At 66.4% G+C, this 25538-nt stretch carries 26 protein-coding genes; 18 read left to right on the plus strand and 8 right to left on the minus strand.

Translation table 11 applies throughout. The annotated features are described in order from the left end of the window. Positions 1-10: 10 nt before the first annotated feature. From nagB to ARTH_RS17815, 3 genes are read right to left on the minus strand one after another with little or no spacing between them, the layout of a single operon-like run. Positions 11-817: a glucosamine-6-phosphate deaminase gene (gene nagB / locus ARTH_RS17805; protein WP_011693337.1), complete on the minus strand. Its 807-nt coding sequence runs from the start codon at positions 815-817 to the stop codon at positions 11-13. Next, the gene (locus ARTH_RS17810; RefSeq protein WP_011693338.1) at positions 798-2087 is read right to left on the minus strand and encodes an N-acetylglucosamine-6-phosphate deacetylase; all 1290 of its coding nucleotides are present in this window, start codon (positions 2085-2087) and stop codon (positions 798-800) included. The genes nagB and ARTH_RS17810 overlap by 20 nt, the downstream gene beginning before the upstream one ends. Beyond that, positions 2077-3351, minus strand: a complete 1275-nt coding sequence (locus tag ARTH_RS17815; protein WP_011693339.1) for a PTS transporter subunit EIIC — start codon at positions 3349-3351, stop codon at positions 2077-2079. The genes ARTH_RS17810 and ARTH_RS17815 overlap by 11 nt, the downstream gene beginning before the upstream one ends. Positions 3352-3537: 186 nt before the next feature. Between ARTH_RS17815 and ARTH_RS17820 the strand changes: the two genes are divergently transcribed. The 4 genes from ARTH_RS17820 to ARTH_RS17835 all read left to right on the plus strand — a co-directional run bounded on the left by ARTH_RS17820 (position 3538) and on the right by ARTH_RS17835 (position 5980). Continuing rightward, complete coding sequence (locus tag ARTH_RS17820) at positions 3538-3768, plus strand: glucose PTS transporter subunit EIIB (protein WP_011693340.1); 231 nt, start codon at positions 3538-3540, stop codon at positions 3766-3768. Then, positions 3765-4277 (plus strand): PTS sugar transporter subunit IIA, encoded by a 513-nt coding sequence (locus tag ARTH_RS17825; protein ID WP_232223546.1) that lies wholly within the window; start codon positions 3765-3767, stop codon positions 4275-4277. Before ARTH_RS17820 ends, ARTH_RS17825 begins: the two co-directional genes overlap by 4 nt. 4 nt (positions 4278-4281) lie before the next feature. Continuing rightward, the gene (locus ARTH_RS17830) at positions 4282-4998 is read left to right on the plus strand and encodes a GntR family transcriptional regulator (protein ID WP_011693342.1); all 717 of its coding nucleotides are present in this window, start codon (positions 4282-4284) and stop codon (positions 4996-4998) included. Between the two features lie 124 nt (positions 4999-5122). After that, positions 5123-5980 (plus strand): prephenate dehydratase, encoded by an 858-nt coding sequence (locus ARTH_RS17835; protein WP_043430032.1) that lies wholly within the window; start codon positions 5123-5125, stop codon positions 5978-5980. A gap of 9 nt (positions 5981-5989) precedes the next feature. Here ARTH_RS17835 and ARTH_RS17840 read toward each other — a convergent pair whose 3' ends face one another. Next, entirely contained in the window at positions 5990-7906 is a 1917-nt protein-coding gene (locus tag ARTH_RS17840; RefSeq protein ID WP_011693344.1) for an FAD-binding monooxygenase, read from the minus strand. Positions 7907-8128: 222 nt separating this feature from the next. On the opposite strand from ARTH_RS17840, the gene ARTH_RS17845 reads away from it, so the two are divergent. The 7 genes from ARTH_RS17845 (at position 8129) to ARTH_RS17875 (ending at position 16820) form a co-directional block, all read left to right on the plus strand. Continuing rightward, positions 8129-9598, plus strand: a complete 1470-nt coding sequence (locus ARTH_RS17845) for a fumarylacetoacetate hydrolase family protein (RefSeq protein WP_011693345.1) — start codon at positions 8129-8131, stop codon at positions 9596-9598. Next, positions 9591-10274, plus strand: a complete 684-nt coding sequence (locus ARTH_RS17850) for a GntR family transcriptional regulator (protein WP_011693346.1) — start codon at positions 9591-9593, stop codon at positions 10272-10274. Before ARTH_RS17845 ends, ARTH_RS17850 begins: the two co-directional genes overlap by 8 nt. A gap of 9 nt (positions 10275-10283) precedes the next feature. Then, positions 10284-11798, plus strand: coding sequence for a 5-carboxymethyl-2-hydroxymuconate semialdehyde dehydrogenase (hpaE, locus tag ARTH_RS17855; RefSeq protein WP_011693347.1), 1515 nt, complete (start codon positions 10284-10286; stop codon positions 11796-11798). A gap of 50 nt (positions 11799-11848) precedes the next feature. Then, positions 11849-12934 (plus strand): 3,4-dihydroxyphenylacetate 2,3-dioxygenase, encoded by a 1086-nt coding sequence (gene hpaD / locus ARTH_RS17860; RefSeq protein WP_011693348.1) that lies wholly within the window; start codon positions 11849-11851, stop codon positions 12932-12934. 2 nt (positions 12935-12936) lie between these two features. Then, on the plus strand, positions 12937-13722 hold the full coding sequence (hpaH, locus tag ARTH_RS17865; RefSeq protein WP_011693349.1) for a 2-oxo-hept-4-ene-1,7-dioate hydratase: 786 nt from the start codon (positions 12937-12939) through the stop codon (positions 13720-13722). Beyond that, positions 13707-14528 (plus strand): aldolase/citrate lyase family protein, encoded by an 822-nt coding sequence (locus ARTH_RS17870; protein WP_011693350.1) that lies wholly within the window; start codon positions 13707-13709, stop codon positions 14526-14528. The genes hpaH and ARTH_RS17870 overlap by 16 nt, the downstream gene beginning before the upstream one ends. A gap of 120 nt (positions 14529-14648) precedes the next feature. Then, positions 14649-16820: a transglycosylase domain-containing protein gene (locus ARTH_RS17875; protein ID WP_011693351.1), complete on the plus strand. Its 2172-nt coding sequence runs from the start codon at positions 14649-14651 to the stop codon at positions 16818-16820. 3 nt (positions 16821-16823) lie between these two features. Here ARTH_RS17875 and ARTH_RS17880 read toward each other — a convergent pair whose 3' ends face one another. Continuing rightward, a complete protein-coding gene (locus ARTH_RS17880; protein WP_011693352.1) occupies positions 16824-17558 on the minus strand; it encodes a FadR/GntR family transcriptional regulator in 735 nt (244 codons plus the stop codon). Positions 17559-17749: 191 nt separating this feature from the next. Between ARTH_RS17880 and ARTH_RS17885 the strand changes: the two genes are divergently transcribed. From ARTH_RS17885 to ARTH_RS17900, 4 genes are all read left to right on the plus strand, one after another. Further along, a complete protein-coding gene (locus tag ARTH_RS17885) occupies positions 17750-18295 on the plus strand; it encodes a gluconokinase (protein WP_011693353.1) in 546 nt (181 codons plus the stop codon). Between the two features lie 72 nt (positions 18296-18367). After that, entirely contained in the window at positions 18368-19771 is a 1404-nt protein-coding gene (locus ARTH_RS17890) for a GntP family permease (RefSeq protein ID WP_011693354.1), read from the plus strand. Between the two features lie 377 nt (positions 19772-20148). Next, complete coding sequence (locus ARTH_RS17895; protein ID WP_198011522.1) at positions 20149-21462, plus strand: ammonium transporter; 1314 nt, start codon at positions 20149-20151, stop codon at positions 21460-21462. 269 nt (positions 21463-21731) lie between these two features. Continuing rightward, entirely contained in the window at positions 21732-22016 is a 285-nt protein-coding gene (locus tag ARTH_RS17900; protein WP_011693356.1) for a DUF1540 domain-containing protein, read from the plus strand. 98 nt (positions 22017-22114) lie between these two features. On the opposite strand, the gene ARTH_RS17905 is transcribed toward ARTH_RS17900, so the two are convergent. Then, complete coding sequence (locus ARTH_RS17905; RefSeq protein ID WP_011693357.1) at positions 22115-22486, minus strand: hypothetical protein; 372 nt, start codon at positions 22484-22486, stop codon at positions 22115-22117. A gap of 165 nt (positions 22487-22651) precedes the next feature. Here ARTH_RS17905 and ARTH_RS17910 point away from each other — a divergent pair, with 165 nt between their 5' ends. Together ARTH_RS17910 and ARTH_RS17915 are read left to right on the plus strand one after the other, a co-directional pair. Beyond that, complete coding sequence (locus ARTH_RS17910) at positions 22652-22837, plus strand: hypothetical protein (protein WP_043430035.1); 186 nt, start codon at positions 22652-22654, stop codon at positions 22835-22837. Positions 22838-22843: 6 nt separating this feature from the next. Beyond that, positions 22844-23158, plus strand: a complete 315-nt coding sequence (locus ARTH_RS17915) for a DUF6221 family protein (RefSeq protein ID WP_011693358.1) — start codon at positions 22844-22846, stop codon at positions 23156-23158. A 16-nt stretch (positions 23159-23174) separates the two neighbouring features. Here ARTH_RS17915 and ARTH_RS17920 read toward each other — a convergent pair whose 3' ends face one another. Then, a complete protein-coding gene (locus ARTH_RS17920; RefSeq protein WP_011693359.1) occupies positions 23175-23942 on the minus strand; it encodes a hypothetical protein in 768 nt (255 codons plus the stop codon). A 156-nt stretch (positions 23943-24098) separates the two neighbouring features. Between ARTH_RS17920 and ARTH_RS17925 the strand changes: the two genes are divergently transcribed. Next, on the plus strand, positions 24099-24740 hold the full coding sequence (locus ARTH_RS17925; protein WP_011693360.1) for an NADPH-dependent F420 reductase: 642 nt from the start codon (positions 24099-24101) through the stop codon (positions 24738-24740). A gap of 44 nt (positions 24741-24784) precedes the next feature. Here ARTH_RS17925 and ARTH_RS17930 read toward each other — a convergent pair whose 3' ends face one another. Next, positions 24785-25390 (minus strand): J-domain-containing protein, encoded by a 606-nt coding sequence (locus ARTH_RS17930; protein ID WP_011693361.1) that lies wholly within the window; start codon positions 25388-25390, stop codon positions 24785-24787. Positions 25391-25538: the final 148 nt, after the last annotated feature.

Consider the following 25538-nt stretch of genomic DNA (forward strand, 5'->3'; position numbering starts at 1 on the left):
CGGGCCCTGGCTACAGCGGCCGCTGCAGCCAGGGCCTGGTGGGCGTTTGGCCCAGCTGGTCGTTGAACTCCTGGGCGTCCCGGTAGTAGTCCAGCAGGCTCAGGCGGGACGCCGCTGCCGGGTCCAGGATGACCACGGCCCGGCGGTGCAGCTGCAGCACGGAAGCGGGGCAGTGCGCGCTGACCGGCCCTTCCACCATGGCCTGGACCGCACCGGCCTTGTTCTCCCCCATGGCAACGAGTACCGCAAGCCTGGCTTCTCGGATGGTTCCCAGCCCCTGCGTCAGGCACAGCCGCGGAACGTCGCCAGCCGGAAAGAACCGGGCGTTGTCGGCACGGGTGGCACCGGCCAGGGTCTTCACCCTGGTGCGCGAGGCAAGGGATGAGGTGGGCTCATTGAAGCCGATGTGGCCGTTGGCACCGATGCCCAGGATCTGGATGTCCACCCCGCCGGCGGCCGAGATGGCGGCGTCGTAGCGGTCGGCTTCGGCGATGAGGTCCGGCGCATTCCCCTGCGGGGTGATGAGCTGCTCCGGCGGCAGGTCCACGTGGTCGGTGAATTCGCGCCGGATAGTGGAGTGATAGCTCTGTTCGTGCTCCGGCGCCAGCCCGGCGTATTCGTCCAGGGTGAAAGCGGTGACCCGGCTGAAGCTCAGCTGTTCCTCGCGGTGCCTCCGGATGAGTTCCCGGTACGTGGATTTTGGCGAACCTCCCGTGGCCAGCCCCAGGACGGCCGGGCCCTGCCGGACCCGGGCGTCAATGATGTCGGCGGCCCTGCCCCCTACGTGTTCCGCGGACTCACACAGAATGATCTGCACTCGTTTTCCTTTCCTCCGTTAGCGGTGCGCCGGCCCGGTAGGCCTGCAGCAGTTCAATTTCTTCGGTGGCCACCAGCACGTCGGCGCGGTACCCGGTGATGATGGATCCGACCTGCGAGGGGCCCGGCTGATCCAGGCCCATAAGGCGGGCGGGAGTGGCCGAGGCCGCAGCAACGGCGTCGGCCAAGGGCACGCCCCACCCGACGCAGCGGCGGACGTTTTCCAGCAACAGGCTGGTGGCCCCGGCGATCGCCCCGGGAGGGGCACCCTCCGCCGCGGGCGCCAGCCGGGCCACCCGGTCCTGGACCAGCACGTCCAGGCTCCCCAGCGTGTACTGGCCATCGGACATCCCGGCGGCGGCCATGGCGTCCGTTATCAGCGCGATCGAGCCCGGTCCCACCAGGTTGAACACCATGCGGACAATCTCCGGGTCCAGGTGCACACCGTCGGCCACCAGCTCCACGACCATCCGGTCCGGTGACTGCCGGGCCTCCTGCAGCAGGACCGGAATAGGCCCCGGCGCCCGGTGGCCCAGCGCCGGCATCCGGTTGAACAGGTGGGTGGCGGACCAGCGTCCGGCGCCCGCCCCTCCCCCGAGTACTTCACGCGTCCGGGCCGCCGTCGCACCTGTGTGGCCAAGGGACGGGACCACCCGGTACTCCCGGCACAGGGCAACCAACTCGGCAAAGTGCGGCGTTTCCGGGGCAAGGGTCAGCGACCGCACCGTTCCCCGCCCCGCCTCGAGCCACTGCCGCAGGAGCGCCGGGTCCCCATCGATGATGGCCGCCGGGTCCTGCGCTCCGCACATGCTCCTGGCGATGAACGGCCCTTCCAGGTGCAGGCCGGCCAGCGTGCCGTCGTGCACCAGCTCCCGCAGCACGGCGATCTGCTCAAGCAGCACACCGGACGGCGCCGAAACGAGCGAGGCGAGCACCGACGTCGTACCCTGCCCGGCATGGAAACCTGCCGCCCGGCGGGCGCCGTCCGCATCCGCGGAGAAGGTGTGCCCCACTGCGCCGTGGCAGTGCACGTCCACCAGTCCGGGCAGGATGAGCGGAACCTGTGTCGTTTGGACGTCGACGTCGGCGGGCAGCTCCGCCGTCGGGCCGCACCACACGATGCGTCCCCCGGCGATCACCACCGTGCCGTCGTCGATCACTCCATCCCCGGGGCGGCCGGTGACCAGGCGGCCCCGCAGCCCCAGGCCGCCGCCGTCTTCGCCTTCCGCTCCGGGTTGAGTCAGCCCCGGCGCGCCGGGTTCAGCTTGCATCGGCTTTGGCCATCGAGCCGTTCTCGTCGGTTTCGTCTTCGCGCCCCATGGTGCGGAGGTTCCAGCGCCGGATCACGAAGCGGAACACCACGTAGTACACCGCCGCGTAGCCCAGCCCGATGGGCACCAGCCAGAGCGGATTCTGCGCGATGCCGAAGTTGAGCAGGTAGTCGATGGCCCCGGCGGAGAACCCGAACCCGTGGTGGATGCCCAGGAAGTTGACCAGCATCATGGAAGTTCCGGTCAGGACGGCGTGGACGAGGTAGAGCGGCCATGCCACGAACATAAAGGAGAATTCCAGCGGTTCGGTGATGCCGGTGAGGAAGGCGGTGAGGCCGGTGGAGAGCATGACGCCGCCGACGATCTTCTTCTGGGACGGTTTGGCCTCATGCCAGATGGCGAGGGCGGCCGCCGGCAGGGCGAACATCATGATGGGGAAGAACCCGGTCATGAAGACACCCGCCGAGGGGTCACCCGCGAAGAAGCGGTTCAGGTCGCCGTGGGCGCCGTTGTAGTCGCCGATGATGAACCAGACGATCGAGTTCAGGATGTGGTGCAGGCCCAGCGGGATAAGCAGCCGGTTGAGTGTGCCGTAGATGCCGCTGCCCACCACCGTGTTGTCCGCGACGGCGTTGCCCACGGCTGTCAGGCCCGTGTTGAAGAAGGGGTAGAGGAGCGCCATGACCACGCCGATCACGATGGCCGCGAACGAGGTCAGGATGGGCACCAGCCGCCGGCCGGCGAAGAACCCGAGCCAGTCCGGCAGGGTGGTCCGGTGGAACTTCTGCCACAGCCAGGCCGTGGTCAGGCCCATCACGATGCCGGCCAGCACCCCGTAGTTGATGACGGGATCCTTGCCGCCCTCCGGGGCGGCACCCAGCACCATGGGTGCCATGACTTTGAAGACGTTGGTCAGCACCAGGAAGCCGACGACGGCGGCCAGCGCCGTGGAACCGTCGCCCTTCTTGGCGAAGCCAAAGGAAATGCCGACGGCGAAGAGCAGAGGCAGGTTCTCAAAGAGAGCTCCGCCGGCCGCGCCGATCACCTGGGCAACGGTGGTCAGGCCTTCAAACCGGCCCAGCAGGTCGTCCTGGCCCAGGCGCAGGAGGAGCGCGGCGGCGGGAAGGGCGGCGATGGGGAGCATGAGGCTGCGGCCGAAGCGCTGCATGTTCTGCAATGCCTTGCCGCTGCCCTTGGCCTTGCCCGGGGCCGGTGTGGCCAGCGGGCCGGCCCCGGCTGAAGCGGACGGGTTTTCCGTGGACATGAGGTTCCTCGTTTCCAGAAAGGGGTGCTTGTGCGGGGATGCGGGATTCAGTAGAGTTTTGCTAACTGGTTATAACCAGTGACAATCATCACTGTGAAGTGCACCGGGCTTAGTTGTCAACCTCAGGCAGGAAAAAAGCTTCAGGACCGGCCGGACTCACCGCGAAAACGACCAACAGGAGTGGACATGTCCAAAGCAGAAATCATCCTCGCCGCCCTGGGCGGCGCCGATAACGTCGAAGAGATCGAAGGGTGCATCACCCGCCTGCGCACCGAAGTGGTGGACGCCGGAAAGGTGGACGAGGCAGCCCTCAAGGCGGCGGGCGCCCACGGCGTCATGATGGCCGGCTCGGTGGTCCAGGTGGTAGTTGGCCCCGAAGCGGAGAGCCTGGCAGAAGACATCCAGGACCTGATGTGAGCACGGCGGATATGAGCACGGCGGACGTGGAGGCTGCGCCGGCCGGGGCCATCAGCGTGGCCTCGCCCCTGCCCGGCCGGCTCATCCCGCTGGGCGAAGTGCCGGACCCCGTGTTCGCCAAGGGGCTCGTCGGCGGAGGCGCCGCCGTCATCCCGGACGACGACGCCGGGGTGCTCACCGCCGTCGCACCGCTGGACGGCCGGGTCATCAAAGTCATGCCGCACGCCTACATCGTCCAGCACGCCTCGGGACCCGCAGTGCTGGTCCACGTCGGCATCGACACGGTGGGCCTGAAGGGCGAAGGCTTCAGCGTACTGGCGCAGAAAGGGGACCAGGTCCGGGCCGGAGACCCCATGATCAGCGTCGATGTCACGTTCGTCCGCTCGAACAACCTGAGCATGTGCAGCCCCGTGGTGGTCCTGGACAGCAAAGCGGATGCCGTTGAACTGCCGGCTTCCGGCGGCCGCGTGGAAGCGGGCGGACACCTGTTCAACCTGCCCGGACAATAGAGCTATGGATACGGCGGGGGAACTCAAACACGTCTGGGTGCGCAGGCAGCTCCAGGACCTCGTGGCCACCAGGCTGCGGCCCGGGGACGCGCTGCTGGGGGAACGCCAGCTGGAGGAACAGTTCGGGGTGTCGCGCATTACGGTGCGGCGGGCAATCTCGGACCTCGTCCAGGACGGGGCACTGGTCCGGATCAAGGGCAAGGGGACCTTCGTCTCGCACGGGCTGGTTCGTTCAACCCTCCATCTGGCCTCCTTCAATGAGGACATGCGGGCTGCCGGCTTCGAACCCAGCACCAAGGTCATCACGGCCGCGACGGCGGAGCCGCCCGCCGCGGCGGCCGAGCACCTGGGGCTGCCTCCGGGGCAGGCGGCCTACCAGGTACGCAGGCTGCGCCTCGCAAACGGGGCACCCGTCAGCGTTGACGAATCCTGGCTGCCGCCCCCGCTCCTGCCGGACCTGCTCGCCGAGGACCTGACTGGCTCGCTTTACCGGGTCCTCGCTGCCTCCGGGCATCCGGTGCAGCATGTGGAACAGACCGTCGAGGCTGCCGCCGCATCGGAGGACACCGCGGTCCTGCTGGACATCGAGCCCGGGGCCCCCGTGCTCCTCTTCAGGCGCCGCTCCTTCACCGGCCAGGAGGATCCGGGCACGCCCATCGAGTACTCCATCTCGACGTACCGCTCAGACCGGTACCAGGTGTCGATGCGGCTGGCGCTCTGACGGGAGCGCGGCTGTTCTCGTCCCACCCAACTGACTGGCAGTGAATGTCGTGAAACGCGCGAATGGCGACGTTAAATGCGAGCCGGTTGGGTGGGAGCCGCCAGGACGTGAAACCATACCGACCATGGCCCAGAAGATTGCGTACCAAGGTGAACCCGGCGCTAATTCCAATATTGCGTGCGCCCAGATGTTCCCGGAGCTGGAGAGCATCCCGTGCGCCAGCTTCGAGGACGCCTTCGAGCTGGTATCCGGCGGTGAAGCCGACCTGGCCATGATTCCGATCGAGAACTCGATCGCGGGACGGGTGGCGGACATCCACATCCTGCTCCCCCAGTCCCGCCTGCAGATCGTGGGCGAGTTCTTCCTGCCCATCCACTTCGACCTGCTGGGCATCCCCGGCAGCACCATCGAAGGCGCCACGGAGGTCCACAGCCACATCCACGCCCTGGGCCAGTGCCGGCGCCTCATCCGCAGCGCCGGCCTGAAGCCTGTCATTGCCGGGGACACTGCAGGCTCTGCCCGGGAGGTGAGCGAATGGAACGATCCTGCCAAACTTTCCCTCGCTCCCCCGCTCGCGGCACAGATCTACGGCCTGGAGGTGCTCGCCTCGAGGGTTGAGGATGACCCCTCCAACACCACCCGGTTCGTGGTCCTGGCGCCGGAAAAGGAACTGCCCTCCCGGGAGGCGTTGCCGGGACCGGCCGTGACCAGCCTCTTGTTCCGAGTCCGCAACGTCCCCTCCGCGCTCTTCAAGGCCCTCGGCGGATTTGCCACAAACGGCGTGAACATGACCCGGCTGGAAAGCTACATGGTGGGCAACGAGTTTGCCGCCACCATGTTCATGGCCGACGTCGAAGGCCACCCCGAGGACCTGCCCGTCCGGCTGGCCCTCGAGGAACTGGACTTCTTCACCACCGCAGTGCGCATCCTGGGCGTCTATGCCGCCGCCGAATACCGGACAGGGCAGGCAGTCGCCGGCTGACGTCCGGGGCTAGACTGCCGCGGCCCGTCCCGTAGCCAGGAGGGGTGCGAAGAACGCACCGAGTTCCGCCGTCGCAGCCAGGGGCAGGACGTTGGCCACGTATTGGTCCGGGCGAACCACCACGATCACGCCGCCGCGGTCCAGGCCGCGCAGCTCGAAGATGTCAGCCTTCGGATCGGTGGCGTACACCTTCTCGTAATCCGTCAGCTGGAACGGGCCAACCTGCGGCTTGAACACCGCCGGCACTGCGTTGATATCGATGTCCGTGTGGGGCTGCTGGTAGATCACCTTCACGTCGAACCATGCGTCGAGGTCGGCGCCCGACGGCGTGGCGGCCAGCGGCGAGTCCGGCGCCTGCGCAATCCACTCGGCAAAGTCGGCCACTGCTGAGGGGACACCCTGCTGTCCCGCTGCCGGCGCGGCGGCGTCGGCGAAGACATAGATGCGCCACCGTCCGTCGGCTGTGGCGTGGTGTCCGAGTTGCATGGGGTTGGTATCGCAGACCCGCACGACGGGCGCTGACTTGAAGCGCTTGCCGACGGGGAAACCGGCGGCCAGGTCCTGGTGTCCGGTGCCGCCGGTGAGCATCGACGGGGCGTACTGGGTCATGAATCCGGCCGGGAACTCGGCGGTGCTGACGTAGAAGTCCTCAAGCTCGGAAGGGCTCTCGAACTCTTCAGGCTTCTTCGCCATCATCGTGGACCACTCTTTGTCGAAGTCGATGAGGTTCTTGGCGATGACCTGACGTTCGTCCGAGTACGTGGTCAGCAGGCTTTCCGGGCTGCGGCCCTCGAGGACGTGGCCAAGCTTCCAGGCCAGGTTGAAACCGTCCTGCATGGAGACGTTCATGCCCTGGCCGGCCTTGGCGCTGTGCGTGTGGCAGGCGTCGCCGGTGATGAATACGCGCGGCGTGCGGGTGCCCCGCTGGTCCGGGAGGACGTCGTCGAACCGGTCAGTGAGCCGGTGGCCCACCTCGTACACGCTGTGCCACGCGACATTTCGGACGTCGAGCGTGTACGGGTGGAGGATCTCGTTCGCCTTGCGGATGATCTCTTCGATGGAAGTGTTGCGCACGGCGCCCTTGTCGTTCGGGTCCACCTCGCCGAGGTCAACATACATGCGGAACAGGAAGCCGCCTTCGCGCGGGATGAGCAGGATGCTTCCGCCCGACCCGGACTGGATGGCGCACTTTGTGCGGATATCGGGGAAGTCGGTGACGGCCAGGGCGTCCATAACACCCCAGGCGTGGTTGGCGGCGTCGCCGGCCAGGGTGCAGCCAATCGCATCGCGTACCTTGCTGCGCGCGCCGTCTGCACCAATCACATATTTGGCCCGGACAACCTTCTCCCGGCCTTCCTGGGGGCCTGCAGTGTGAAGCAAGGTCACCGTGACCGGATACTCGCCCTCGCCGGTGACCTCCAGGCTCCGGAACTCAAAGCCGTAGTCAGGCGCCATGCGGGTAGGCGAGTTCGCCATGAATTCAGCGAAGTAGTCCAGCACGCGGGCCTGGTTGACGATGAGGTGCGGGAACTCACTGATCCCCATCTCGTCGTCCACCGCGCGGGCTCCCCGGATGATGCGCGAGTGGTCGGCCGGGTCCGGCTTCCAGAACGCCATTTCGGTGATGTGGTACGCCTCGGCGATGATCCGCTCGGCGAAGCCGAAGGCCTGGAAGGTCTCGACGCTCCTCGCCTGGATGCCGTCTGCCTGGCCGATGGGCAGCCTGCCGGCACGGCGTTCCACGATCCGCGTGGTGACGCCCGGGAACTGGGACAGCTGGGCGGCGGCCAGCATGCCGGCAGGGCCTGTGCCGACAATCAGGACGTCCACTTCATCAGGAAGCTCAGTAGGCCGATTGATGCCTACGCCTGCTGCCGGCTGGACTCGCGGGTCACCGGATACGTAACCGTGATGGTGGAATTGCACGGGGGTCCTCACTTCATTGTGTGGCGGCGAATCGCCGTCTTCGGTATTCGATATCAGAACTCAGTGTTCGATAATAGAAATCTAATGCTCAATCAAAACTGTACGCAGATATGACCTGCGTTACAAGCAGCCCGGAAAACTCCCGAATGCAAGGGGTTGACGTTCCACGCTTCCTAGGCAATAGTTATCGTATACGATTTCGTACTCGATGAGGAGTAACTCTTGGAACAGGTCACCGACCACCTCCTGGCCGCGGCCCGCAAAGTCATCGCGGTGCATATCAACTACCCCAGCCGGGCAGCCCAGCGCGGCCGCACTCCGGAGCAGCCCTCGTACTTCCTGAAGCCGTCCTCCTCCCTGGCGATCGGGTCGGCAGAAGCCCCTTCAACGGTGGAGCGCCCGGCCGGATGTGAGCTCCTCGGTTACGAAGGCGAGATCGCCCTGATCATCGGCAAGCCGGCCCGCCGCGTGGGCATCGAGGACGCCTGGAGCCATGTCGAATGGGTCACCGCCAGCAACGACCTAGGCGTCTACGACCTCCGCTACGCGGACAAGGGCTCCAACCTCCGTTCCAAGGGCGGGGACGGTTTCACGCCGATCGGCCCGGGGCTGATCGCCGCCGACGCCGTGAACCCCGCACAACTGCGGATCCGCACCTGGCATAACGGCGAACTGGTCCAGGACGACACCACCGAAGACCTCCTCTTTCCGTTCGCCCGGCTCATCGCGGACCTGTCCCAGCTGCTCACCCTCGAAGAGGGCGACATCATCCTCACCGGCACCCCGGCCGGCGCTTCCGTCGCCAAGCCGGGCGACGTCATCGAGGTTGAAGTCAGCACTCCTGACGCGACCACCGGGCGGCTGGCCACCCGGGTGGAGGAAGGCACGACGCCGTTCGCGGACTTCGGCGCCCGCCCCAAGACCGATGACCTCCAGCGGGAGGAAGCATACGGTTCGCGGGAAGCGGCCGGGCTTGCCGCCGTCGGACCTGTCCTCTCGCCGGAGCTGAAGGCCAAGCTGGAAAGCGTCTGCACGGCCACGCTGTCCTCCCAGCTGCGCAAGCGCGGCCTGAACAACGTCAGCATCGACGGCCTCACCTCAACGCGTCCGGAGAAGCGGATCGTGGGCCTGGCCCGGACCCTGCGCTACGTGCCGAACCGCGAGGACCTCTTCAAGACCCACGGCGGCGGCTTCAACGCCCAGAAGAAGGCCATCGACTCGGTCAACGAGGGCGAAATCCTGGTGATGGAAGCCCGCGGCGAAAAGGGCACCGGCACCATCGGCGACATCCTGGCCCTCCGCGCCCAGGTCCGCGGCGCCGCCGCCGTCATCACCGATGGCGGCGTCCGTGACTTCTCCGCTGTGGCCGCCATGGACATGCCCACGTACTACTCCAACCCGCACCCCGCGGTGCTGGGGCGCCGGCACATCCCGTGGGACACCGACATCACGATCGCCTGCGGCGGCACCACCGTACAGCCCGGGGACATCATCGTGGCCGATGCGGACGGCATCCTGGTGATCCCGCCGGCCCTCGCCGAGGAGCTTGCGGACGATTCCATCGCCCAGGAACGCGAGGAGGCGTTCATCGCCGAGATGGTGCAGCAGGGCCACAGCGTGGACGGCCTCTACCCGTTGAACTCCGAATGGCGGGCCAAGTACGACGAATGGGAAGGCCCCGCACATGACTGAAACAGTGGTGGCCGGTAGCAAGTCCGAGCAGGCGTACGCGGCCGTCAAGGCCCGGATCGTGGACGGCACCTACTCCCCCGGTTACCGGCTGGTGCTGGCAAAAATTGCCGAGGACCTGGGCGTCAGCGTGGTGCCCGTCCGCGAAGCCATCCGCCGGCTCGAGGCCGAAGGGCTGGTCACGTTCGAGCGGAACGTCGGAGCCACCGTGTCCGGCATCGACCCCACCGAGTACCTCTACACCATGCAGACCCTGAGCATCGTCGAAGGTGCCGCCACGGCTCTCTCGGCTCCACTGATCGGGTCGGCGGACGTGGCCCGGGCCCGGGCCGTCAACGAGGAAATGCGCGAATGCCTCGAGCACTTCGACCCCGTCCGCTTCACCCGGCTGAACCAGGACTTCCACAGCGTCCTGTTCGAGCACTGCCCCAACCCGCACATCCTGGACCTGGTCCACCGGGGCTGGAACCGGCTAGCTTCGCTGCGGTCCTCCACGTTCCGGTTCGTCCCCGGCCGCGCCCGCGACTCCGTGGACGAACACGAGGCCCTGCTCCGGCTCATCGAATCCGGTGCGGGGGCCGACGAAATAGAAAAGGCGGCCCGCCTGCACCGCAGCGCCACCCTGGACGCCTACCTGGCCCAAGCCACCTCCACCGAACAACAGACCGCACAGCAGTAAGGAAAAACAATGACGTTCACTGCCGCAGAAACCACGTCCCATTACGTTCCGCAGGACCTTCCCAGCCACATCCAGCACTACATCAACGGTGAATTCGTTGACTCCGTGGGCGGTAAGACCTTCGACGTCCTGGATCCGGTTTCCAACACCAACTACGCCACCGCCGCCGCCGGCCAGAAGGAAGACATCGACCTCGCCGTCGCCGCCGCCCGCGAAGCCTTCAGCAACGGTCCCTGGCCGAAGATGAAGCCCCGCGAACGTGCCCGGATCCTGAACAAAATCGCCGACGCCGTCGAAGCCCAGGAAGAACGCCTGGCCGAACTGGAAACGTTCGACACCGGCCTGCCCATCACCCAGGCCAAGGGCCAGGCCCTGCGCGCGGCAGAGAACTTCCGTTTCTTCGCGGACCTGATCGTGGCCCAGTTCGACGACGCCATGAAGGTCCCGGGCTCGCAGATCAACTACGTGAACCGCAAGCCGATCGGCGTCGCCGGGCTCATCACCCCGTGGAACACCCCGTTCATGCTGGAGTCCTGGAAGCTCGCCCCGGCACTGGCCACCGGCAACACCGTGGTCCTCAAGCCCGCCGAATTCACGCCGCTCTCCGCCTCGCTGTGGGCCACCATCTTCAAGGACGCAGGCCTGCCCGACGGCGTGTTCAACTTGGTCAACGGCCTCGGCGAGGAAGCCGGCGACGCCCTGGTCAAGCACCCGGACGTCCCGCTGATTTCCTTCACCGGCGAGACCACCACCGGGCAGACGATCTTCCGCAACGCCGCCGCCAACCTCAAGGGCCTCTCCATGGAACTCGGCGGCAAGTCCCCCTGCGTCGTGTTCGCCGACGCCGACCTCGACGCCGCAATCGACTCCGCCCTCTTCGGCGTCTTCTCCCTCAACGGCGAACGCTGCACCGCCGGCTCCCGCATCCTGGTGGAACGCGCCATCTACGACGAGTTCTGCGAAAGGTACGCCGCCCGCGCCAAGAACATCGTCGTCGGCGACCCCCACGACCCCAAGACCCAGGTGGGCGCCCTGGTCCACCCGGAGCACTTCGCCAAGGTGGCCTCCTACGTGGAGATCGGCAAATCAGAAGGCCGGCTCCTCGCCGGCGGCGGACGCCCGGAAGGCCTGCCGGAAGGCAACTACATCGCCCCCACCGTGTTCGCCGACGTCGCCCCCGACGCGAGGATCTTCCAGGAGGAAATCTTCGGCCCCGTCGTCGCCATCACCCCGTTCGAGAACGACGACGAAGCACTCGCCCTCGCGAACAACACCAAGTACGGTCTGGCCGCCTACATCTGGACCCAGAACCTCACCCGCGCCCACAACTTCTCGCAGAACGTCGAGGCCGGCATGGTGTGGCTGAACAGCCACAACGTCCGCGACCTCCGCACCCCGTTCGGCGGCGTCAAGGCCTCCGGCCTGGGCCACGAGGGCGGCTACCGCTCCATCGATTTCTACACCGACCAGCAGGCCGTGCACATCACCCTCGGCACTGTCCACACCCCCAAATTCGGCGCCTAGTCCCGGTCCGCAAGACCACCCCGACCCCCTTTCAAAGAAGAGAGAACGCCATGAGCAACGTCATCCCCAAGCCCTCCGTTCCGGCCCCTGACATCGTCCGCTGCGCGTACATGGAAATCGTGGTCACGGACCTCGCGAAGTCCCGCGAGTTCTACGTTGACCTCCTCGGCCTGCACGTCACCGAGGAAGACGAGAACAACATCTACCTGCGCTCCCTCGAGGAGTTCATCCACCACAACCTGGTGCTGCGCAAGGGACCCATCGCCGCCGTCGCAGCCTTCGCCTACCGGGTGAAGTCCCCCGCCGAGGTGGACGCCGCCGAGGCGTACTACAAGGAGCTCGGCTGCCGCACCGAACGCCGCAAGGAAGGCTTCACCAAGGGCATCGGCGATTCCGTCCGCGTCGAGGACCCGCTGGGCTTCCCGTACGAATTCTTCTACGACGTGGAGCACGTGGAACGCCTCACCCAGCGCTACGACCTCTACTCCGCCGGCGAACTGGTCCGGCTGGACCACTTCAACCAGGTCACCCCGGACGTTCCCCGCGGCCGCAAGTACCTCGAGGACCTCGGTTTCCGTGTCTCCGAGGACATCCAGGACTCCGACGGCGTCTCCTACGCCGTGTGGATGCACCGCAAGCAGACCGTCCACGACACCGCACTGACCGGCGGCAACGGCCCCCGCATGCACCACGTCGCGTTCGCCACCCACGAGAAGCACAACATCATCCAGATCTGCGACAAGATGGGCGCCCTGCGCATCAGCGACCGGATCGAACGCGGCCCCGGCCGGCACGGCGTGTCCAACGCCTTCTACCTCTACATCCTGGACCCGGACGGGCACCGCATCGAGATCTACACCCAGGACTACTACACCGGAGACCCGGACAACCCCACCATCACCTGGGACGTCCACGACAACCAGCGCCGCGACTGGTGGGGCAACCCCGTCGTCCCCTCCTGGTACACCGAGGCCTCCCTCGTCCTGGACCTCGACGGCAACCCGCAGCCCGTCATCGTCCGCGAGGAAAAGTCCGAGATGGCCGTGACCGTGGGCGCCGACGGCTTCTCCTACACCCGCAAGGACGGTTCGCCCGAGGGTGACCGGACGGGCTTCAAGCTCGGAGTCCAGGTCTAGCCATGCTGGATGCCAAGACGATCGAAGCCATTGCAGACGAACTGCTGGAAGCCGGCCGCAACCGCAAGCCGGTGCCCCGCCTGACGTCCCGCTACCCGGAGATGACCGTGGAGGATTCCTACGCCGTCCAGCAGCTCTGGCGGAGCCGTAACGAGGACGCCGGCCGAAAGCTCGTCGGCCGCAAGATCGGCCTCACGTCCAAGGCGATGCAGGCCGCCACCGGCATCACCGAACCGGACTACGGCGCCATCTTCGATGACATGGTCCTCGAAACCGGCTGCTCCGTGCAGTGGGACCGGTACACGCATCCGCGGGTGGAGGTCGAGCTGGCATTCGTGCTCAAGGACGGGCTCAAAGGCCCCGGCTGCACCATCTTCGATGTCCTGAACGCCACCGACTACGTGGTTCCGGCCCTGGAGATCCTGGACTCCAGGATCGAAATGGAGGGCAGGACCATCGTGGACACCATCGCGGACAACGCCGCGATGGGCGCCATGGTGGTCGGCGGCCGCCCGGTGAAGCCGGACGCCGTGGACCTCCGCTGGGTCTCGGCCATCCTCTACAAGAACCAGACCGTTGAAGAAACCGGCGTGGCCGCCGGGGTCCTGGACCACCCCGCCAACGGAGTGCACTGGCTCGCCAACAAAATCGCCGCCCACGGTGACGGCATGAAGGCCGGAGACATCATCCTCGCCGGCTCCTTCACCCGCCCCCTCTGGGTGTATAAGGGCGACACCGTCCACGCAGACTACGGACCCCTGGGAGTTGTGACATGCCGCTTCGAGTAGAACCGGACGCCACGTTCCGCCACGCCCTCGCCGCCGCCAGCCGGCCGCTCATGGGGATGTGGGTGTGCTCCGGCAGCCCCCTGGTGGCCGAACTCTGCGCGGGGGCCGGCCTGGACTGGCTGCTGATCGACGCCGAGCACAGCCCCAACGGGCTCGAATCCGTCCTCGCCCAGCTGCAGGCCGTCCACGGCTACCCGGTCCAGGCCATGGTCCGGCCGCCGGTCAACGACACCGTGCTGATCAAGCAGTACCTGGACCTGGGCGTCCAGAACCTGCTGGTACCCATGGTGAACTCCGCCGCGGAGGCCGAAGCCGCAGTGGCCGCCACCCGGTACCCGCCCCACGGGGTCCGCGGTGTGGGCTCAGCCCTGGCCCGGGCCTCGCGGTGGAACCGCATCCCGGACTACCTCGCCCGCGCCAGCGAAACCGTCAGCGTCACCGTCCAGATCGAATCCGAAGCCGCGGTCGCCGCCGTGGAGAACATTCTGGCAGTCGACGGCGTGGACGCCATCTTCCTGGGCCCCTCCGACCTCGCCGCCTCCATGGGCGTGCTGGGACAGCAGGAACACCCCCAGGTGCGCGCCGCCGTCGAACACTGCCTCACCGCCGCCAAAGCGGCAGGCAAACCAGCCGGAGTGAACGCCTTCAACCCCGCCACCGCCCGCAGCTACCTCGCGGCCGGCGCCACATTCGTGCTGGTGGGCGCCGACGTCGCCCTCCTGGCCCGCGGCACCGAAGCCCTCGCCGCCGAATACATCCGTCCGGAACCGGTGGTTGAGCCGCCCCACACCCCAGCCAGCTATTGAGCCGCCACCCCCCTTCGGCGGGTAGGACAGCAGGACGGCAGGGTAGGGCAGTAGGACTCTGTCCGGCTGGCGGCCGCCCGGCGTAGCCTTGAATCACTGGCACGCGTGATAGCTGGAAAAATGGCGCCGAAGAAGCGATGGGGTTCCCGTCTGGCCGCAGCCTTGGGAAGGCTGATCGGATTTATTGCCGTGAGCGCCGTCTGCGGGGTCCTGGCCGCCAGCCTGGTGGCACCCAGCGTGGCGGCGGCAGGTGTGACGGTCAGCACTTCGATCACGTTCTTCAACAGCCTGCCCGGTGACCTCACCGTCGATCCTCCCTCGCAGGCCACCAAGATGGTGACCGCAGACGGCCAGCCCATCGCCACCTTCTACGCGGAGAACCGGGTGCGGGTCACCCTCGACCAGATGTCGCCCTTCATCAAGGACGCCATCGTGGCGATCGAGGACAGCCGCTTCTACGAACATGGCGGCGTCGACCCGCAGGGCATCCTCCGGGCGCTGACGTTCAATGTCACCCAGGGCGGCCGTCAGGGTGCGTCCACGCTGACCCAGCAGTACGTCACCAACGTCATCAACGAGTCGCATCTCTCTGCGGATCAAAGCGAGCAGGTGGTCCTCAGCGGCCAGAAGAGCGTTGGCGACAAGGTCCGGGAGATGAAGCTCGCCGTCGAGCTGGAGAAGAAATACACCAAGGACCAAATCCTCGAAGGCTACCTGAACATCGTGTTCTTCAACCGGGACGCCTACGGAATCGAGGCAGCCGCCCGGCACTTCTTCAGCACGTCCGCCAAGGACCTCACCTTGCCGCAGGCGGCCATGCTGGCCGGGCTGGTGAACAGCCCCAGCTTTTACGACCCCGCCGTGCATCCGGAGAACTCGCTGCAACGCCGCAACCAGGTCCTGGGCAACATGCTGGAGCAGCGGAAAATCACCCAGGCCGAGCATGACGCCGCCGTGGCCACGGGGGTGGAACTGAAGGTCACCCCGGGCCGGCAGGGCTGCGCCGCCGCCGTTATTGCACCGTACTTCTGCGACTACGTGTCCCACCTGATCCTCAACAACCCGGCCTACGGCGCGGACCCCAACGACCGGGAACGGCTGTTGTACCGCGGCGGCCTGACCATCGTCACCACGCTGGACAGCAGGCTGCAGGCCGCCGCCCAGGCCCAGGTGGACGCCACCGCCGGCGCGAACCCGGACAAATGGGGGGCTGCCCTGGTAACCATCCAGCCCGGGTCCGGCAGGATCCTGGCCATGGCGCAGAACACCGTGTTCCTTCCCGCGGAAGGAAAGTTCGACACCCAGCTGAACTTCAACGTCGACTCCAAGGACGCCAACGGCAATGACCTCAACGGGGCCGGCGGGTTCCAGCCCGGATCCACCATGAAGCCGTTCACGTTCGCGGAATGGCTGAATGAAGGCAAACCCCTGAACGCGATGGTCGACGCCTCCCGGCGGACCTATCCGCTCGACTTCCCGTGGCGGTCCAGCTGCGGAAAGGTGCTGGGTGCCTACAACACCGCCCAGCGGAACGAGGGCGCGGCGGACGATCTCCAAAACAATGACCCGGGCTACTACCGGCCCATGCCCGTCAATTACGGCCTGTACAACTCCATCAATACGGCAACCTTCGCTGAAGCCGCGCAGCTGGACTTCTGCGGCATCCAGAAGATGGTGGATGCAGTGGGCCTCCACAGCGGCCTGGACGGAGCGCAGGTGAACATGCACCAGCTCGGCAACCTGCTGGGCGCCATCGGCGTGGCTCCCCTTCACCTGGCCAACGCCTTTGCCACGTTCGCCGATGACGGCCGCTACTGCTCGCCCATCGCCATAGCGGACGTGACTGACACGGCACAACGCCACCTGCCGTCCGAGTCCTCCCAGTGCCGCAGCGCCGTCAAGCCCGATGTGGCCCGCGGCGTCAACGCCGTGCTCCAGGACGTACTGAAGTTGGGATCCGGTGTCTATATCGAGCCGAAAGTCCAGAGCAAGGTGCCGGTGGCGGCCAAGACGGGAACGTCAAACAACAACGGCGCCACCTGGGTGGTCGGTTACACCTCCAGCCTGGCCACGGCGTCCTTCTTCGGAGACACTTTGGAAGGCCAGCAGCGGGCAGGCCAGAACGTCACCATCAACGGCAAGTTCTACAAGTCGATCGACGGCTACATGCTCGCCGGGCCGCAGTGGGCCAACTATATGATGCAGGTGGCCGGGCTGTACCCGGCCGAGGCCTTCCCTCCGCCGCCGCCGTCCATGAGCAACCCGACGCCGGCGCCGACGCCTTCCCGCTAGGTCCTAGGGCAGCCCCATCGCGGTGCGGACCTCATCGAGGATGTTGTGCATGGCGGCCTCCGCTGTGCCGGCGTCGCCCCCGGCAACCGCCGCCGCCACGGCCTCGTGCGCCGCCAGCGCTTCAGGACGCGGCTTGAAGGGCATCAATCCTTGTTTAGTCCGGCTGGACAGGACTTCGGCCACCATGCCGTCCAGGGCCTTGAACATTTCGTTCCCGCTGCTGTGCAGGAGCAGGCTGTGGAAGGCGATGTCCGCTTTGAGGAATGCTTCCAGCTCGCCGGCTTCGCCAAGCCGCCGTAATTCTGCAGCCAGCGCGGTGAGCTGACGGCGTTCGGCTGCGCCCGCACGCCGCGCAGCACCCGCCGCGGCAATGGGTTCGACGGCGATCCGGAGTTCCGTGAGGCTGCTGTACTGCTCGGCCCGGCGGCTGGACGCGAGCCGCCACCGCACCAGCTTGGGATCAAAGACGTTCCAGAGTTCGGGGTCCTGCACCACGATGCCCACCCGCCGGCGTGAGTACACCAGGTTCATCGATTCCAGGACGCGCATGGTGTCCCGGGCCAGGGTGCGGGACACGTTGTACTGCTGCTGCAGGTCGTCCAGGGTCAGCCGGCGGCCGGGGGCCAGCTCACCGGAAACGATGGCTTCGCCGAGGGCGTCGAGCACCCGCAGGTGCAGGGCCGGAACCGCCGTCTCACCATCGGTTGCGCCTGCGTGGTCCTCTGTCTCCATCGACATCTTTGTAGCCTCCCTCTGCGCCGCGGCGCCTGGCCTCCAGTTTAGGCCACAAAACGTCAAAGGTATGACCTGTGTTACAAAAAGATGCTACTAATCGCCTCAAATGGTGCTATCTTATTTTCCTATCCAGCGTCCGCTGCTGGCTTGAGCTTCATTCCGAAGCCAACGACGTCTTCTACGGAGGTAGAACAATGAAGTTTCCTGCCATGCATTTGGTAGTCATGGGTGTCGCCGGAGCCGGCAAGTCCACCATCGCCGGGGCCCTCTCCCGGGATCTCGGCTGGGACATGGCCGAGGCGGACCAGTTCCACCCCGACTCCAACATCGCCAAAATGAACGCCGGCACACCGCTGCAGGATGAGGACCGCTGGCCTTGGCTGCAGTCCATCCGCGATTGGATGACCGCCCAGGCCGCGGAAGGCAAAAGCACCGTCCTGACCTGCTCCGCCCTCAAGCACAGCTACCGCCAGCTCCTCTCGGAGGCAGAAGGCACGGTGGTCTTCATCCACCTCGACGGCGATCCCGCCCTGCTCGGCGAGCGCATGCGCGGACGCGAGGGACACTTCATGCCGGTGACGCTCCTGCCCAGCCAGCTGGCCACCCTTGAGCCGCTGACGCCGGAGGAACTCGCCGCCGGAAGCCTTCGGCTGGACATCACGCGCACACCTGAAGACCTGATCCAGGCCATCAAGGCCGAACTCCACCTGCCGGCCGGCCACGCCCCCAGCACTTCCTGATCTCCCGCTTCCCCTAAGCTCCACTCCCCCAAGCTCCACAGCCCCCCAACACATCTGTTTCAAAGGAGAACCATGACCATCGAAGGATGGACTCAAACCCTCGGCGCAGGCCCCCTGCTGCTGATTGCCGGCGCCGCCATCTTGGTGCTGCTGTTCCTCATCATCAAGCTGCGCATGCACGCGCTGCTCGCCCTGATCCTCATCAGCCTGGCAACCGCCTTCGCCACCGGCATCCCGGCGGACAAGGTGGTTCCGGTGCTGGTCAACGGATTCGGCAGCACCCTGGGCACTGTTGCCCTGCTGGTCGGCCTCGGCGCCATGCTGGGCCGCATCGTAGAGACCAGCGGCGGCGCCAAAGCCCTGGCCGACTACCTCATCAACCTCTTCGGTGAGAAGCGCGCGCCGTTCGCGCTGGGCCTCGCCTCGCTGATCTTCGGCTTCCCCATCTTCTTCGACGCCGGCCTGGTGGTCATGCTGCCCGTGGTCTTCGCAGTGGCGCACCGGCTTGGCGGCGGCGTGCTGCGCTACGGCCTGCCGGCCGCAGGTGCCTTCTCCGTGATGCACATCTTCCTGCCCCCGCACCCGGGACCGGTCTCCGCGGCTACGTTCTTCGACGCCAACATCGGGCTCGTCCTGATCGCCGGCCTCATCACTGCCATCCCCACCTGGTACGTCACTGCCTACCTGTTCGGCCTGTGGACCGGCAAGAAGCTGGTCCTCCCCGTTCCGGAACTGCTGGGCCACGCCGACTCCGCCGCCGAAGAGAACCCGCCGCGCTTCCGCACGGTCGTGGGCGTCCTGCTCCTCCCGCTGGTCCTCATCTTCCTTAACACCGGCCTCAGCACCCTGGCTTCCTCCGGTGTCCTTCCGGCTTCGGCAAAGACCGAAGCCTGGTACCAGATCCTGCGCACCCTCGGTGAAACGCCGGTGGCACTGCTGATCGCGGTACTGGTGGCCATGTTCGTACTGGGCAGGCTTCGCGGCTCCCGCGGCGCCACCCTGGAGAAGCTGCTCGAATCCTCGCTCGGCCCGGTCTGCTCCGTCATCCTGATCACCGGCGCCGGCGGCATGTTCGGCGGCGTGCTGCGCACCTCCGGCATTGGCACCGCCCTGGCCGGCGTCCTCGGCGACGTCGGCATCCCCCTGCTGCTGGCCGGCTTCCTGATCTCGGCCATCCTGCGCATCGCACAGGGTTCCGCCACCGTGGCACTGACCACCACCGCCGGGCTGATCGCTCCCGCGGTGGCCCTGGCCGGCATGAACGGCATGCAGGTGGCCGCCCTGGTCATCGCCGTAGCCGCCGGCTCCGTGGTGGTCTCGCACGTCAACGACTCCGGCTTCTGGCTGGTGGGCCGCTTCTTCGGCATGGACGTCAAGACCACCCTGAAGACCTGGACCGTCATGGAAACGCTGATCGGCGTCATGGGTTTCGCTATCGCTGCCGCCATCTTCGGCGTGGCCGGCCTGGCCGGCTAGCCGGCCGAACCATCTCCGGGTCAACCCGGTAACGCAACAGAGAACGACGGCGGCACGTACCGCCGTCGTTCTCGCTTTAACGCCGGCCCATCGCCGGCCTGGCCGGATGCTCAACCGTCAATCCATGGGAAGTGAGCAGCCGGTCATCTCGCGGAAACGTATCCCGCCAAAAGCATCCCGCCATCCCATCCGCACGCCTCCGTTAACATTCCCGAAACACAGTGGTCATGTGATCTTCACGCAAGGGCCGTTCCTGTAACTTTCCCGCAACGTGGCGCCCCATTATCGGAAACACGGAACGTGAACCATTGAGCGGGGGCGTGGCCCGGAATCACTCGAGGTCCCGTACGGAAGACTTGATGAGAAGGGACACGCAGGTGCAAATCACTGCGGAAAACGTCTGGGTGCTGGTGTCAACGGCCCTCGTGCTGATCATGACGCCCGGCCTCGGCCTCTTTTATGGCGGCATGACCCGGGCCAAGGCGGCACTCAACATGATCATGATGAGTTTCATCTCCGCGGGCATCGTCGGCGTCATCTGGGTGCTGTGGGGTTACTCCATGAGCGGCGGGGAGGGCGTGCTGGGCATCTTCGGCAACCCGTTCGCCAACTTCGGGCTCACCAACCTCATCGGCTCCCCGGACCTCATCAAGGCAGCCTACGCGGGCACGTTCGCCATGGTCACCGTTGCCCTCATCAGCGGCGCAATCGCCGACCGCGCCAAGTTCAGCTCGTGGGCGCTCTTTGTGCCCATCTGGGTCACCTTGGTGTACTGCCCGCTGGCCTACATGGTCTGGGGCGGCGGACTGCTGGGCGCCAACGGAGCCATCACCTCCGTGTTCGGGCAGGTCATCGACTTCGCCGGCGGCACCGTGGTCGAAATCAGCTCCGGTGTTGCAGCACTGGTCCTGGCCGTCATCGTTGGCAAGCGCCAGGGCTTCGGCAAGGACCCCAACCACCGCCCGCACAACATCCCCTTCATCATGCTCGGTGCCGCCATCCTCTGGTTCGGCTGGTTCGGCTTCAACGGCGGCGCAGCCACCACGGCAGAGCAGGCCGGCCTGATCTGGATCAACACACTGGTGGCCCCTGCCGCGGCCATGCTGAGCTGGCTGGTCACCGAAAAGATCCGCCACGGACACCCGACCTCCCTGGGCGCAGCCTCCGGCGTGGTGGCCGGCCTGGTGGCGATCACCCCGTCCTGCGCCAACATCAGCCCGGTGGCCGCAATCGGCCTGGGCCTTGCCGCCGGCGCCCTCTGCGCCATCTTCGTGGACCTGAAGTACCGGTTCGGCCTCGACGACTCCCTCGATGTGGTGGGCGTGCACCTCGGCGGCGGCCTCATCGGAACCCTGGCACTTGGCTTCATTGCACTGCCGGTGGACGGCCAGGGCGGCGGCCTCTTCTACGGCGGCGGACTCCACCAGCTGGTGGCCCAGACGGTTGCCGTGCTGGTGACCGTCCTGCTCTCCGGCCTGGTGACCACCGTGCTGGGCCTCGCCATCCACAAGACCCTCGGTTTCCGGGTCAGCGAGGAAGCGGAGAACGCAGGGGTGGACCTGTCCGAGCACGCCGAGACCGCCTACGCATTCGGTGAGCTGTCCCGCAGCCGCTTCAACCCGTTCCACCACCACGTGCCCGCTCCGGCAACCGCTCCGGCAGCGCAGGAAAAGGAAGACAGCCTGGTATAGCTGCCTTCTCCGGGTGTGCTTCGCTGGATCAGGATCGAGGGGCCGGCGGCGGTTTGGGAAGGCCCCCCGGACGTACCGGGAGTCGTGCCGTCGGCCCTACCTCAATTCTAGGGAGCGGGGCATTTCCGGACCATAGGCCCTTGTGCCCTAAGCGCCCGCAATTCCCGCAATTAGGTCATGCGTTTGGGTCTTTTTGATTGGGCGGAACGGGCCTACCGTGGACGCAGGGAGCCGCCCGCCCGGGCAGCCGAACCACGGAGGATCTTCCTATGACAACGCACGTCGCAGACTGCAGTGTTTCCAACTGTTCCTTCAACGACCACTCGCATTGCAACGCCGCCGCCATCACGGTGGGCGGGAGCGAAGACCACGCGTCATGCGCCACTTTCATCGACACCGGCATCCATGGCGGCCTGCCCAAGGTCCTGGCCGACGTCGGAGCCTGCCAACGCTCGGAATGCGCCCATAACGACCACCTGATGTGCAAGGCGCCCGAGGTCCGCGTGGGTCCCGGGGCGGACAACGCCGACTGCCTTACCTACGCGCACGCGTAGCGGCACTCCCCGCGGGGACTACTAACTGAACGCAGCGGACGACGGCGGGACTTCCCGCCGTCGTCCGCTTGCGTTTGCCGGCCACCGGCGTCCAGCGGTCATTGCGCCGGCGCCTCAGGTTCGGATGTCTCCATCCAGTTCACCACGCTGCTGCCGCCGTGGGCGCGGCTGAGTGTCTCCTGGAGGGCGTCGGCCTCCTGCGCGGCGATGTCCAGCTCAGCCACCGCTGTCATCACGCCGCGGGCACTTTCATTGTGCGGGCGGAAATAGTGCGTTCCGGCTGCCGCTGCCCGGTGCCATGCGGCCAGTTCCCGGATGGCTTGGGCGATGGAGCCCTGAGTTTCCGTCAGGCTGCGGAGGATTTCATGGCTGTCCGAGGGTGCGTCCAGGTTCCTGGTGGCACGGGCAAGGTACCGGGCCGCTTCCTGCATCTGCTGCGCTGCACGCCGTGGTCCGTTCGTCTCTGACACTGTCCTGCTCCTTCGCTGGGCTGTCCTCCGATGGGACCTATTGTCCTCCACCCCGGCAGCGCGGGTAGGGGCGGAAAGGTCCTTGACAGCCCCATGGCACCGGGAGCTAGATGATCAGTAGCGGGGATCCACAAATCAGGACAAAAGCACAGCAAAGGACCGGACATGAGCGAGAACCCACGCGCGTCGGAGCGTGTCCACAGTGAAGCTCCGGCCGAGGGCGACGAGAACGCTGATCCGAGGGACATCCGGGTGCATTCCCAGGAGCCGGCCGAAGGCTCCGATGTAACAGGCGGGGCGGGCCCCGACGTCACAGGCGCCGACCTCACGGATGGCGCGGCCGGCGGCTGAACCGTTGTGGACATTGTCGAATTCCTGTCCTTGCGCATCAGGGAAGATGAGGCGGCAGCCCTAAAAATCCTCAGCGACCGCACGGTTTCCGAGTCGGCGAAATGGTACGAGCACCGGCTTTTGCTGGAGTGCGAGGCGAAGAAGAAGGTCATCCGGATCGTTGAATCAGCGCGGCAGACCGCGCTGGCCACTATGGTCAGCGACCCGTTCGAAGAGGAATCCCGCTGGATTCCTGAAGCCATTGAATGGACCACTCGATCGCTGAAGGCCCTGGCGCTGCCCTACGCCGATCACCCGGATTTCGAAGAGGACTGGCGCTGAACGGGGTGGCGGCTGGCTAGCCCGCGGGCCGCAACGAGGTGATCATCCGCCTGATGTCGCGGTACTCCGCGGTCTCCGTATAAATCTTGGCTTTCTCCAGATACGGCAGGGACGGGTCGCCCGGTGTTTCATTGTTCGCCGGGTCGTAGAACGCCCCGAACATGGCAGCGTTCGGCGGCCAGGTGAAGAAGTGGAAGATGGCGCATGCGGAGTCCCCCGACGCTGGCGGACCGGAGGTGATGCCGTAGCCCGCAGCGGGGGTATCTGCCGGTCCCGGGGCAGCCGCGTTTCCGCGGGTCTCATACACGAACCGGGGTGTGGATCCCTTGAGAGTCAGCGCCGGCAGATCCTGCGAGTCCAGGACGGAATACGGGAACCGGTCGGTGCAGGTTGACCCCGTTGCCATGTTGGTCCGAAGCGTGGCCAACGGTTTCCCGGCCTGGTTGGTGATCTCGGCGAAGGCGCCGCCGCCCTCCGCCAGCTCGCCGGCCGGATCCTTCACGCTCCACGGGGCGGGATGGTCGAAAATCAGCTGGCCGTCGGCCGTCGTGTAGCTGGTCCACGCCGCGGAGGCGGTGGACGTCCCGGTCCCATCCGGCCTCGTCGTTTCGCCCGGGACATGCGTCGATCCCGGCGGGGCGGATGCCGTCACAGAGGCAGGCAGGTCGCTCGCGGTTCCTGCCGACGTTTCCGGCGGGCCGGCCGGCTGGGCGCAACCGGCCAGCAGGCTGGCAATGAGGAAGGCGGCAGGGGAAAGAAAACGGGATCGTGTTCGCGAGTTCATGCCATTCTCCTTGGGCCAGGATCCGGTCCCTTCATTCTGACGCTTCGCAGGGTTCTCGGGATCGTTGTTTACCCGATTGGCACCGAACCGATGCCGGGCATAACGATTTGTTGCACGCTGTGAAATATCCCCTGCCGGGTTGGTGTTGGCCCGGATATGACAACAATCGGAATCATCGGTGCAGGACACATTGGCAGCCAGATTGCCCGCAAGGCCGTGGAACTCGGCTACGAGGTGGTCATCAGCAATTCGCGCGGACCGGAAACGCTGACGGACTTCGTGGCGGAGCTGGGACCGCGGGCTAAAGCCGCAACAGCGGCGGAGGCGGCCGCGGCGGGCGATTTCGCCGTCGTGACCGTGCCCCTCAAGAGCATCAGGGACGTTCCGGTGCAGCCGCTGGAAGGCAAGATCGTGATTGACACCAACAACTACTACTGGGAACGGGACGGCCGCTTCCCTGAGCTGGACAGCGGCCAGGAGACAACGTCCGGGCTGCTGCAGAAGCACCTCCCCACTTCCAAGGTGGCCAAGGGCTTCAACCACATCATGGCCAGGGAAATCACCACTGACGGAACGCCGGCCGGCACGGAAGGCCGCCGGGCCCTTGCCACGGCCAGCGACTATCCCGAGGCTGCGGAACTCGTGACCAGGTTCTACGACGAGTTCGGCTTCGACACCGTCAACGTCGGTCCCCTGTCAGAAAGCTGGCGCGTTGAGCGCGACCGCCCGGCGTATGTGGTGCGCCAGACTGCCGCCGAGCTTACGGAAAGCTTGGACCGGGCTCCGCGCACCATCTGACGTTCACGCAGTATGGCCACCTGCGGTTGGCCGTCAGGTGGCCGTCAGGTTCTACCGCTCCAGACCCGCCGCCACCACGAGCGCTTCACTTCAGGCTCCGGTGGCGGCGGCGCGGCTGCAGCAACGGCCGCACGGCGCTCGCGCCAGAGCTCCACCTCGGCGTCAACATCACGGGTCCTGGTAATGACGGGCGGCCCGCCCTGGAGCTGGCGCCGTGCGTCGATCACGCGCTTATTGAAGTCCTGGAGGATGTCGCGGACCTGCTTTTCCGAATACTGGGCATCGAGCCTGGCATCCAGCCCGGCGTCCTCGGTCCGCAGGAGAATGGCTTTCGGGCCCATCCCGGTGATGTTCTCGCGCTGGATCAGGCCCTTGACCCACCAGTCGGGGTCGTAGCCTTCGCCCAGCCCCGGGATGGGTTTGCCGGCGTACTTCAGGTTGTCGAACTTTCCCTGGGCCATGGCGTCCCGGATCAGGTATTCAACCCGCCTGGCGTCATCCACTTTCCGCCGCTTGTCCCGTTCCTTTTCCTCGGCAGCGGCGAGCTCGGCCTCCTCCTGGGCCGACATTCCGGTTGCGCGGACGGCGCGTAGCTCGGCGGCACGTTCCACCCGGCGCCTGAACGCGCCGCCGGTTCCTTCGCTGGTCATGTAAACACCGCCCCGATCCTGAATAACCTGCCTTCCAGTATTCAGAGGCCTTGAGGGAGTTTCAATAAGGCGGTAACGGGACCGGGGACACAAGCACTGCCCGGGCGACAGCTCCCCCGGACATAGGATTCAAACAGCACCAGGAAAC

The organism is Arthrobacter sp. FB24, assembly GCF_000196235.1.
Taxonomy (GTDB): Bacteria; Actinomycetota; Actinomycetes; order Actinomycetales; family Micrococcaceae; genus Arthrobacter.